The organism is Larkinella sp., from assembly GCF_965227735.1.
Taxonomy (GTDB): Bacteria; Bacteroidota; Bacteroidia; order Cytophagales; family Spirosomataceae; genus Larkinella.
This window is the reverse complement of the sequence record NZ_OZ245776.1, coordinates 4,673,023-4,684,869: the sequence shown is the minus strand read 5'-3', so window position 1 is coordinate 4,684,869 and position 11,847 is coordinate 4,673,023. Positions and strand designations below refer to the sequence as shown.

The following is an 11,847-nucleotide window of genomic DNA, read 5'->3' as shown; positions in this document are numbered from 1 at the left end:
TAATATAGACGGTCTATTCAACAAACTGGTATGCAATCAACTTCTACGGCTGCTTCAGAGCCTGCCCTTGCCCAACCGGCGCCCGTCCGGCGTCTGATGTCCCTGGATGCCCTGCGGGGTTTCGACATGTTCTGGATTGCCGGGGGAGAAGAAATTTTTCACGTTCTGGCCAAAACCACCGGCTGGGCCTGGGCCTTCTTCATGGCCGAACAGTTCACCCACGTCGAGTGGGACGGTTTTCGGCCCTATGACTGCATCTTTCCGCTCTTTCTTTTCATGGCGGGCGTTTCCACGCCTTTTGCCGTCGGAAGTCGGCTGGAACGGGGCGTTCCCAAAAGCGAGCTGGCCCGAAAAATCATCACCCGGGGTCTGATTCTGGTGGTGCTGGGCATCATTTACAACAACGGTTTGTTCACCAAACCCATCAGCGACATGCGGTTTCCGAGCGTGCTGGCCCGGATCGGTCTGGCCGGGATGTTTGGCCAGTTGATTTATCTCTATTTCCCGAATCCGAAAGTTCAGTATACCTGGTTTGCCGGGTTACTGCTGGGCTACTGGGCCGCCATGAAACTGATTCCGGTACCGGGCTGCGGAGCGGGCGTCTTAACGCTGGATTGCAGCCTGGCGGGTTACGTCGACCGGTCGGTGCTGCCGGGTCGTCTGTATCTCAAAGTGCATGATCCGGAGGGGCTATTTTCCACCATTCCCGCCATCGCGACGGCCTTGCTCGGTATTTTCTCCGGAAAATTGCTCCGCAGCGACGGCCCATCTGCCCACCGCGATCAGAAAACGCTGTGGCTGGTGCTGGGCGGCATCTCCTGCCTGGTGCTGGGCTATAGCTGGGGGCTGGTGTTTCCGATCAATAAAAACCTGTGGACCAGCTCGTTCACGCTCGTAGCCGGGGGCTGGAGCATCCTGATGCTGGCGTTGTTTTACTGGATCATCGACGTCAGAAAAGTAAGCGGCTGGGCGTTTTTCTTCACGGTGATCGGCATGAATTCCATCCTGATCTACATCGCCGGGGAGTTCATCGATTTCGAGTATGCCGCCAAATTCTTCTTCGAAGGCATCCTCAGTTTCTTCTCCGAACCCATCCGGGCGGTGGGTGCCGTGCTGGCGTTCCTGGCCGTGAAATGGGCGTTTCTGTATTTCCTGTACAAAAAGAAGGTATTTCTAAGAGTGTAAAAGAGTTGTTACACAGGGTTGATCAGAGAACATCAGAGGTTATCAGAGAAAAAAACTCTGTGTAACTCTGATTTCCTCTGATCAACCCTGTGTAATAATCATTTCCTCTCCAGCAACCCCATCGACTTCAGCCAGCCTTCACAGGCCGCGGGCCAGTTTTCGATGGAGCCTTTGCCCTGCACCCGGAGCGCGTAGCCGTGGCCGCCTTTCGGGTAGATGTGCATCTCGGCGGGGACGTTGGCTTTGGTCAGTGCCAGGTAGTAGTCGATGCTGTTTTCCACCGGCACGCCCTTGTCGTCCTGCGCGTGTACCAGAAATGTCGGCGGGGTTTTGCCATCCACCTGCAATTCATTCGAATAATACGCAATCTGCTCCGCGCTGGGCGTTTTCCCGATCAGTTTCTCGCGCGAACCGCCGTGCGCTTTGGCCCCAAACGTCACCACCGGATACATCAGAATCGCGAAATTTGGCTTGGCGTCTTCGCTGGCAGTATTGCCCCGGTGGTAATGGGTCGACAAGGTCGAAGCGAGGTGACCGCCCGCCGAAAAACCGATCACGCCCAGCCGGTCAGTGTTGATATTCCATTTGGCCGCATGCTGACGGATTAGCTTCATGGCCTGCATGGCGTCGGCCAGCGGCACTTCGTGTTTGTTCGTCTGTGTCCGGTCGTCGGGCAGGCGGTGTTTCAGTACAAAAGCCGCCACACCGCGTTCGTTGAACCATTTCGCCATTTCTTCGCCTTCGTGGCCGTAGGCCAGGATGCCGTAGCCTCCGCCCGGAATCACCAAAATGGCCGCTCCGGTGGCCTTGTCTTTCGGCGGCAGAAAAGCCGTTATCGTCGGCACTTTCACATCACTGATTCGTAAAATACCGTCTTTGCCCAGCTCCGATTTTTCCTGAACAGCCTCGTTCGGGATCGCATTCGGAATTTGGTTTTTGGGCCAGAGATCAACGGTTTCCGGTTTTTGAGCCATCGCAGAAGTGGTCAGTAAGAGCGTCGCTGAAAGCAGCGTTAGGGTGAAATTCATAAGGGGTTCAGGAAGTAGTGTCACCGCATCCGGCGACCGGTTTTTGTTATTTTGGTTCGAAAGTAGCGACTTTCCCTTTCAAATACCCGATCACCACCTCCAGCCCCTTCTGGTAGTGCAGGTTGTTGGGAATGACAATATCCGCCATTGCTTTATGGGGTTTGATAAATTCCTGGTAGGTTGGCTTGACGTGGTAATCCCACTGGTGTTTGATCATTTCGGGGGTCAGGGCGCGTTCGGCCTGATCGCGCACCATCCGCCGTTCGTATTTAATCTTGTTTTTGGCATCGATAAACACCTTTAAATCAAGCTGTTCCGCCACTTCGTCAAAGTGAAAAGCGAAAATTCCTTCCACCACAATGATGGGTGTTGGTTTGAAAATCAGCTTCTGGGGAACCACATTCGGGTTATTGAACGTGTACTCCATCGTTTCGACCACCTGGCCTTCGTGAAGCTGCCGGATGTGCCAGGCAAACCGCAGGTGATCAATGGTTTGCGGCAAATCGAAGTTGTGCACCCCAATGTCATCACGCGGAATCTGATCCAGTGGTTTGTAATAATTATCCTGCGAAATCAGGCAAATTTCGTCTTCCGAAAATGCGGAGATGAGTCCTTTCAAAAACGATGTCTTTCCCGATGCGCTCCCGCCCGTGATCCCGACAATGAATGGTTTGGTGGTCATCCTACAAAAATAAACGTTGAAACCACAATTACCGCACGACGGCCAATTTCCCCGCCAATCCTTCTTTGCCATCGGGCGAAACCGCAAAAACAAAATAGACCCCGGTTTCGGCGGATCGGCCCCGGTAGTCGCGCAGGTTCCAGGTGGCGGTTCCGCCCTGCGACCGGGTTTCGTAGACCAGTTGCCCCCCCGCATCCATGATTTTGACCACGGTATTTTCGACCAGCCCCCGAATGCTGACCAACCCGCCGAAATCGGGCCGGACCGGGTTCGGGAAAACCGTGATGCCTGCAAAAACCGGGGCGGGTTCGCTGGCTGTTCCACCGTACGAAACCAGGCCGTTGGGCGTAGCCATAAAAACTTCGCCACGCGTGGGTTCAACCGCAATATCGGTGATTTGGGAAGAAGGCAACGGACTGTTGTCGGCGGTAAAATTTTCAACCAAAACCGTCCCATCTTCGTTGAAAAGATAGATTCCGTTGGTGGTTCCGATCCATTTCCGGTTGCCGCCGTCGACCGCCAGCGCCGTCACCGACTCGCCACTGAGCAACCGCCGACGGTCGAAAACCGGCCGGTACGCGTTGACGGTTCCGGTAAAAACCGCGGCCGGATTATCAAAAACCGCCACGCCATTATCCGTACCCACCCAGATCAGCCCATCGCGGTCTTTCACCAGCGACCGAACGTTCCGATCCGGCAAATCGCCTTCGCCCGACTGGTTATACAAAAGCCGGGTCCGGTTCGTTTTCGGGTCAAAAACCTGCAGTCCCCCGCCGTTGGTTGCACTCAGCCGCATCCACAAAAAACCGTTGTCGTCCAGAATCAATTGGTGAATATCGCCCCGGCCCGGAATGAACGATTCGAACTGCCCGGTTTTCCGCCGGACCTGAACCGTAGCTTTTCCGAAATCCAGCGTTGGCGTTGCCAGCCAGACATCACCGTTTGGATCGACCGCCAGGCTGCTGATGTTGGCAAAAACCCGGTTCACGACTTCTGCCGAATTGGAGTTGTCGGACGACCACAATCCGCCCCCTAAACTACCCAGATACGTCCGCTGATCGGTCGGGTTGTAAGCCGCCGTGACGAAATCGGTGGGAAGTGACGACGCCAGAAAGTTCTGCCAGCGGCCATCGCTGAACCGATCGAAGCCCCGACGGCGACGGAGCGGTTTCAGATCATCCGTAAAACCACCCGGCAACGCCAGCACCTGACCCGACGGGTCGGCAGCCAGCCGCTGAAACACATCCGAAGCCGGGCCGTCAGGACTAACGGACTGAACGGCGGTGCCGGTTAGGCGCAGCAATCCCGACAACGAATCGGCCACCCAGAAACTACCGGCGGCTTCGGTCATTTCCTTCGGTTCGCCCAGCAACGCATTTTGCAGCAGAACGCCCGATGCGCGCTCAAGTTGATCCGGCGCAGTGGCAACCCACTCGGTCGCCGTTGCCAGCAAACCGGTGATCGTCACTAGCGGTTTGACTACCGTCCAGCGCCCGCCCTGCCGCTCGGCTATGCCCTGCCGCGGCCAGGCCACATACAAGTGATTGTTGACGCCCACCACTGATTGAACGGAAGCGCCAGACGGCAGGGAGACGGTTTTCCAGTTGCCAAAAAATGCCAGATTGACCGTTGGCGCAAACCGGGCCGCCAGCAGCCCACGCGAGGTGGATGCGTAGATGGAATCATTGGCCAGGGCCGTGGCAAACACCACCACCGGCGTTCCGTTGGGGCCAATGTTCCGGTAGGTATCGCGGATTTCGGATTTGACGACATCCAGCACCACAATCCCGAAATCGCAGGCCAAATAGGCGTCGTTGCCCGTGCGGGACACGTGGTTGATGCGTTTGCTGCCGGGTATCTGCGTGGCGTCGCGTATAAGGGTAATCGTAGTCAGGGTTCCGGGCTCGCCGGAGTCACTGACGGATAGCAGGTCGATGGTGCCGCTGCGGTACCCAATTAGCAACAGTTTCTGGTCCGTTACATAAAATAACTGGCTGATGCCGGTTTCGCTAAAACCGTCGTCGCGACCCAGCCGCGTGGCTTCATTCGCCACCGGATCGTAGTAGAAAAAACCGTTCTCCGACGCGCAGTAGATTTTGTTCTGAACAGTCGCCAGCGTTTGGGCAGAAAGAAAACTGGGGTGGGAATGCCAGATGCCAGGCTGTGCCTTTGCGCAGGGAGCCGTGAATAATAAACAATGAATAAACAGTATTAAATATCGAACCTTGAATAACGAATAACGAATAACGAATGCCTTTCCTAAGCGGTTTTCCACTCCCACCACGCTCCCACCCTTCGCTATTCGATATTCAAGATTCAATATTCGATATTCATTGATCATTATTCATTCGGAATCGTCCGCGCTATTCATTATTACTATCTTCATACACCCACTCCTTGCTAACCACCTGACTGCCCAGATTATAACACCGGCGGCAGCGGGCTTCGTAGCTGTCGGTTTCGCCCAATAGCACCTTTTCTTTGGAATGATTCAGGCGATAGGAATAGCTGGCGATGTCGCCACAGACGACGCAGATGGCGTGGACTTTCGTGACGTATTCGGCAATGGCCATCAACTGCGGCATACAGCCGAACGGGTTGCCTTCAAAGTCCATGTCCAGCCCGGCCAGAATGACGCGCTTTCCACTGTCGGCCAGGTAGTTACACACCTCGATCAGCTCTTTATCGTCAAAAAACTGGGCTTCGTCGATGCCCACGACTTCACTATCACCGGCCAGCGACCGAATTTCGTGGGCCGTCTGAACGGGCTGCGACCGAACGGCATTGGCGTTGTGCGAAACGATGTTTTCTTCGTGATACCGGGTGTCGACCAACGGCTTGAAAATCACCACCTTCATCCGGGCAATCACGGCCCGATTGATGCGCCGGATCAGTTCTTCGGTTTTTCCGGAAAACATGGAGCCGCAAATCACTTCAATCCAACCCGTGCGCAGGTGGGGCGGTTCACGCCGGCGGTTCGGTTCAATAAACATACGTTCGTAGCGTTGAATAGATTACTAATCTGGCACCTTTCTTGTAGTGGCCAAACTGGCTTTAACGAGAATTTCACCAATGTCTGATCGGAATATTCTAAGCGAAAACCATATCTTTACAAAGCAAAGATATTTTGATATGTCGAACAAGTTCAATGCCTCCTCCCTTACTGAATATTGCAAATCATACGCCCGAAAAGTGGCGGGTGATTTTTTTGCCCATCACACCGTCATCAGCGGGCAGGAACTCCTAAAGCTAAGCCCCGTCAGTCAGGTTAATCTGTTCGTGATCAGCAGCCTGTCCGACAAATGGCGGAGCGATGCGGAGCGTTTTCGCAGTCCTTTTTTTGATTTTGAACACCCGGACGTGCGGCAGGCGATGCAGGTATTTATGAATACCGTGTCGCAACACATTTCGGTGCGCCGGGAACATCTGGAGCCGTTGCTGACCGAAGCCACCCGCCGGACGCTGATTCTGCTGTTCGACCCGCGCCACTATTTCGATGAAGCCCTGCGCAACCAGCCTGACTTCTCCCTGACGGCCGAAGCCGCCCACCAACTGACCCGCTATACCCAGATCAACAAGTTTGTTCCGGCGGCTATTGAAGACCGCATGAAAGGCAAAAGTGTCGTTTATGTCAACCAGGCGCTGAACTGGCTCGATGAAATTTTGATGCAACGGGGCCGTGAGCTGGAAAAACCGGAGAAATACATTCCGTTGTTTTCCGAGAAACTGCTCCTCGATCCGGTGATTTTACTCCGTAAATCCTCCTACGAGTTTTCGCCCCCGCAACCCGTATCAACGGCGAACAAGTCCTTTTTTGATACCGAAGTGGAGAATACCGCCGTTTCGGCAACGTCCGCTGTTCCACCACCCGTCAACGGTTCGGGCCTGACCGTCAATGGCACCCCGGTGGATGACGATGCGCCGGTAAAACCGCTTTTTCTGTCGGATTCGGGTTCCTCGGTCGAACCGCCCGCACCGTCGATGCAGCCCAGCCAGGCCACCGCCCATCTGAACGAAACGTCGACGCTCGAAGAAAGCCTGAAAGTGGATACGGAATCGACCGGACCGTCAACGATTGGCGAAACGTTTTACCGTGCGCCCATCGAAAGCATCAGCAAAAGCATTTCGCTGAATCAGAAGTTCATGTTTATCAATCAGTTGTTCAACGGCAACGCGGCTTCATACAACGAAGCGATTGAAGAACTGAACCGCGCAACGAGCTACGATCAGGCCCGCGACCTGGTTTCATACCGATATGCCGCCCAGTATCTGTGGGACATGAGCAGCGACGAAGTGGCGATGCTGGTCGATATTATAAAACGCCGGTTTGCGGTGTAATTACTGCGGTTCTACCTGGTAGCCTTCTTTTTTCAGCAACTCGATCAGTCCCTGCGGACCGGGCAAATGCAGTGCGCCCACGGCGACGAAGGTGGGCCGTGAAGCCATCAGGCCCGGTAAACGCTTCATCCAGTTGTGGTTGCGTTCATCGAGCAGGTAGGTCATGTTGCCGAAGCTATTCCCGGATTTTTCGTTCATTTTCCACATACCCTGCAAATCCTGTTTCAGATAGAGCTCCGTCACGGATTTGCTCATGTCGTGCATATCGTCCTTTTCCTTCACCATTTCCACCAGGTTCTGCGCCTGTTTTTCCACCGGATCGTGGTCGAACAAAAAAGCCATCTGCTCCTCCATCGTTTCGAGCGCACTGACGGTTTTCTGGCGTTTGCGACCGTCGCTGGCAAAATACAGATCGAGCGGCAAGCCCGTGAAGCTGTTGAGCGTATCGGACTCTTTCTGAACGTAAGCCAGACTGAGCATGGTGGCCGTTACGATGGGTTTCATCTGGTTGAAAAGGGCCAGATCGTAGCCCGTCCCCTTCTTGAATTCGTCGGCCACCAGTTGGTAATCCGTTTGCGACAGCAGTTTGTCCAGGCTTTTGTCGAGCATCAGCCCCCGCATGGCCATCGACAGCATGGCCGACGAATCGACTTCGGTTTCGACCACCACGCCCTCCGCCCCTTCGTAGGCCGATTTGATCTTTGGGTTCTGTTTCAGGTAGCTATCCTTCATAATGTGGTAGGTACCAAAGAGATAGGACGGTTTTTTCAGCCCGTTCCCCGATACCTTCCACAGCAGGGACTGCGAGAAAGTGGTCGTGGAAACCAGGACGAGTAAAAAAGAAAGCGTTTTCATCGGTGTAAACATAGCGTGTCAATAAATGGTCTGCTGTTTCATGGATCGAACGCCAAGGTACAGTAGCAAACCGACCGGGCCCAGTAGAAAACAGAACAGCAGGCACGGAATCATCCAGCCGTGCGGCACTTTCCGGCGTTTGCTGTCGCGCAACATCCAGCTTCCCACGGTCAGATCGAACGCCAGGTAGTGAATCCAGCCAGCCAGCAAGGCGGCATCCTGGCTAAATAACGATTTTATTCCCGCCAGCGTGCTAAACGATTGCCAATCCAGGCCACTATTTCCGGAAAAAAGATAATAAATGTAAAAAACCGCCAGCAGAGCCGGAATCGGCAGCATTTTGGTGAGGAAATCGGTCGGTTTCCAACGGGGCGCAACCAGCATCAGCAGCCATTGCGGCAGCACGAGCGCATTGAGGATCTGAAAAGCAGTTTCGGTAGACATCGGTTTGGTGTTGGACAGGACAAATTATAGAAAGTAATCGATAGCGGCACAAAAACCGCCCCAATCTGCCGCGCCGTTTCAAAAAATGATCGTACGTCGCGAACCGATTCAAAAGCACCTTCCATTCGTCACAGACGTCTTTTTTCTTTCCTGAAAAATCCATTACTTACTCAATGGACGATCAGTCCTCGTCTTATTTACAGGTTTTTTATCAACATTCTATGAAATCAAAACTATTTCATGTGAAAAGTGGCTTTCGTGGGCTACTCTTTGTCCTTTTTCTGCTGGTCGGTTGGGAAATTAAAGCCCAAACGACAACGTATACGTTTCAAGGGAAAGTAACGACAAAAAACGACGGCAAGCCGATGCCCGGCGCTGCGGTAGGTATTATTGGCACCACCACCGGCGGGATTTCCGATCAAAATGGTGCCTATCGTTTTACGGCTAGTTTAGCACCCGGCACCTACACGCTCCAGTTCAGTTCCATTGGTTATCAGACCCAGCGGCAGACCGTTACCTTGTCGCAGACTACCACCGTTTCGACCGACGGAACGTTGGCTGATGATGCCCTGGGTCTCGACGAAGTGGTCGTTACCGGAACGTCCGGCGCGACCAGCCGGAAGCAACTCGGCAATACCATTGCGACAGTGCAGGCCAAAGACCTGCAACTCTCGGCCGCCACCTCGATCGATCAGGCGCTGGCAGGGAAAGTGTCCGGTGCGCAGATTACCCAGAACTCCGGTAACCCGGCCGGTGGTATCAGCGTCCGGCTGCGGGGTCCCAGCACCATCGTCGGCTCGTCCGATCCGCTCTACATTGTCGATGGCGTGATTGTCAATAACGACTCTCGGGAACTGATCGATTTGGGGGGCTACTCGCAAAACCGCCTGGTCGACATCAACCCGAACGATATTGAGCGCATCGAAATCATCAAAGGCGCAGCCGCAGCGGCCATTTACGGGTCGCGGGCCAACAACGGGGTCGTGCAGATTTTCACCAAACGGGGTCAGGAAGGCCGCCCGACGATTACGTTTTCTACCCAGTTTCGGTTGAGTGACATTCGGAAAACGCTGCCCTACAATGAATACCCAGCGACGTTTGCCAACGCGACCGTAACGGACAAAACACAGACGCCGGTTACGCGCTACGATCTCCAGAAAGATATTTTCCGAACCGCCACCGGTCATGAGCAATATCTGTCGGTTTCGGGCGGAACACCCACAACCCAGTACTTTTTCTCCGGCTCGCTCTTTGCCAACCAGGGCATCGTTCAGGGGTCGGAATTTAGCCGGGCTTCCAGCCGGATGCGCATTCAGCAGACGCTGACCAAGTGGGCCACGCTGAGCATTGGTTCGGCTTATACCTACAGCAACAGCCAGGAAATTCCGAACGGCGGGATCAACGAAGCGTATGGCGCACTGACCGGTTTTATTTTCAGCAACAACTTCATCAATCCGCAACCCGATCCGGCCACGGGCGTTTATCCCTCGACGGCCCCGGTTTCGGTGGTGCGTCGCACCAACCCGCTGGAAGCCATTGCCCGCTTCGATTTTCGCCAGCGGACCAGCCGTTACATTGGTGATGCCCAGCTAAACCTGACGCCTTTGCCCGGTTTAGGCATCGACTTTACGTTCGGTCTGGATACGTATTCGCAACTGGCCACGGGCTACATTCCGCCCAACAACACGACGCCCTCGTACAACGCCGGGTATTCACGCAAAAGCGAAGCGTCGATTTTGCAGTTGAACAACGACCTGAACATCCGCTACCAGGCCAGCCCCACCGAATGGCTGAAATCCACGACGGGTATTGGAGCCACGCTTCAATACGACCGCAGTTTCACGACGGGTATCACCGCCCAGCAGTTGGGCGTTTTCGGCCAGACCATCAACAACGGGGCCAACATCCTCGCAGCCGAAAGCCGTACCGAACGGAGTTTCTTTGGTGTATTTGCGCAGCAAACCTTCGGTCTGTTCAACCGGTTTTTCGTGACGGCCGCCGGTCGGGTGGATGCGGCTTCGGTCTACGGGATCGACAACCGCTGGCAGTTTTACCCCAAAGTCAGTGGCTCGTACGTGGTATCGGAAGAACCGTTCTGGAAAAACTCGTCACTGGCGAATGCCTTACCGGATTTCAAAATCCGGGCAGCCTGGGGACAGGCGGGTAACCTGACCGCCATCGGTCCCTACGACCGGTTTACCAACTATTCACCGGTTTCGGTGGGTGGACAGGTGGGTTATGCCGCTCCCGCACAGTTGGGCAACTTCAGCGTGAAACCCGAACGACAAACCGAGCTTGAAATCGGAACGGATTTCAGTCTGGTCAAAAACCGCATCGGTGTGGAGTTTACCTATTACCACAAGGAAGTGAAAGACCTGATTCTGAACCGCACACTGTCGCCCAGCACTGGGTACAACAACCGGTTTGTGAACATTGGTACGATGACCAACCGTGGTTTTGAAGTGCTGGTGCGGGCCATTCCGGTCGAGACGAAAAACGTTCGCTGGAACATTACCGCAACCTACACGCAGAACAAAAACGTCACCGACGGCGTCGAAGGCAACGGCGTTCTGCCCTTCGCGGGCGGTTTTGGACAGGTGGCTGCGGTCAACGGCTATCCGCTGGGGGCTTTTTACGCCACGTTTTTTGCCCGCAATCCCGACGGAAGCCTGTTGCTAACGCCCGGCGGTTTGCCCCAGCGCGAGCGGGGGATTCAGGGTGCCAACGGCACGTACACCGTTCAACGGGCCGCCGACGGCCAGCCGAGCGGTACGATTCTAAGCAAAGTGATCGGCAACCCGAACCCGACCGCTATCTACTCGCTGATCAACGAAGTGTCGCTGGGATCGCGCTGGTCGTTCCGGATGCAGTGGGATGCGATGCAGAATTTCGATGTGTTCAACTTCACCAAGCGCGTGGGCGACCGGGATCTGTACGGCGGTTTGAAAGGCTACGAGCCCGAATTGCGCGGAGAAGTTCCGAAAGGCACGAGTGCCGCCCTATTCAGTATTTTTGAAAACTGGATCGAAGACGGTTCGTTCGTTAAACTCCGGGAGTTGTCGGCGGCTTATACGGTGACGCCTAAATTCTGGGGCTTCCGCAACGTGCGGTTTAGCGTAGCGGGTCGCAACCTGCTGTCGATCGACAACTACAGCGGTTATGATCCGGAGACGAACGCGGCTGGTCAATCCAATGCCGTTCGGGGCTTCGATTTTGTGGAGGTTCCCATTCCGCGCACGCTGACGGTAGGCATCAACGCAACGTTTTAACGATTTTATCTGGTAAACCGGGAGCGGTTTCGGCCCTCGCCCGTTC

9 protein-coding genes are annotated in these 11,847 nt (G+C 54.7%); 3 read left to right on the top strand and 6 right to left on the bottom strand.

The genetic code is table 11. The annotated features are described in order from the left end of the window. The first annotated feature begins 30 nt into the window (after positions 1-30). Positions 31-1,185: an acyltransferase family protein gene (locus ACO064_RS18370; protein ID WP_421828691.1), complete on the top strand. Its 1,155-nt coding sequence runs from the start codon at positions 31-33 to the stop codon at positions 1,183-1,185. Between the two features lie 98 nt (positions 1,186-1,283). Here ACO064_RS18370 and ACO064_RS18365 read toward each other — a convergent pair whose 3' ends face one another. From ACO064_RS18365 to ACO064_RS18350, 4 genes are all read right to left on the bottom strand, one after another. Next, the gene (locus ACO064_RS18365) at positions 1,284-2,213 is read right to left on the bottom strand and encodes an alpha/beta hydrolase (protein WP_421828690.1); all 930 of its coding nucleotides are present in this window, start codon (positions 2,211-2,213) and stop codon (positions 1,284-1,286) included. Positions 2,214-2,259: 46 nt separating this feature from the next. Continuing rightward, on the bottom strand, positions 2,260-2,895 hold the full coding sequence (locus ACO064_RS18360) for a uridine kinase family protein (protein ID WP_421828689.1): 636 nt from the start codon (positions 2,893-2,895) through the stop codon (positions 2,260-2,262). Positions 2,896-2,923: 28 nt separating this feature from the next. Then, positions 2,924-5,170: a ligand-binding sensor domain-containing protein gene (locus ACO064_RS18355; RefSeq protein WP_421828688.1), complete on the bottom strand. Its 2,247-nt coding sequence runs from the start codon at positions 5,168-5,170 to the stop codon at positions 2,924-2,926. An 88-nt stretch (positions 5,171-5,258) separates the two neighbouring features. Next, on the bottom strand, positions 5,259-5,888 hold the full coding sequence (locus ACO064_RS18350; protein WP_421828687.1) for a thymidine kinase: 630 nt from the start codon (positions 5,886-5,888) through the stop codon (positions 5,259-5,261). A 139-nt stretch (positions 5,889-6,027) separates the two neighbouring features. Here ACO064_RS18350 and ACO064_RS18345 point away from each other — a divergent pair, with 139 nt between their 5' ends. Further along, entirely contained in the window at positions 6,028-7,233 is a 1,206-nt protein-coding gene (locus tag ACO064_RS18345) for a hypothetical protein (RefSeq protein WP_421828686.1), read from the top strand. Here ACO064_RS18345 and ACO064_RS18340 read toward each other — a convergent pair whose 3' ends face one another. Both ACO064_RS18340 and ACO064_RS18335 read right to left on the bottom strand, forming a co-directional pair. Next, on the bottom strand, positions 7,234-8,088 hold the full coding sequence (locus ACO064_RS18340; RefSeq protein WP_421828685.1) for a TraB/GumN family protein: 855 nt from the start codon (positions 8,086-8,088) through the stop codon (positions 7,234-7,236). Between the two features lie 18 nt (positions 8,089-8,106). Next, positions 8,107-8,532, bottom strand: a complete 426-nt coding sequence (locus tag ACO064_RS18335; protein WP_421828684.1) for an ABA4-like family protein — start codon at positions 8,530-8,532, stop codon at positions 8,107-8,109. A gap of 221 nt (positions 8,533-8,753) precedes the next feature. On the opposite strand from ACO064_RS18335, the gene ACO064_RS18330 reads away from it, so the two are divergent. Next, the gene (locus ACO064_RS18330; protein WP_421828683.1) at positions 8,754-11,801 is read left to right on the top strand and encodes a SusC/RagA family TonB-linked outer membrane protein; all 3,048 of its coding nucleotides are present in this window, start codon (positions 8,754-8,756) and stop codon (positions 11,799-11,801) included. Positions 11,802-11,847 lie beyond the last annotated feature (46 nt).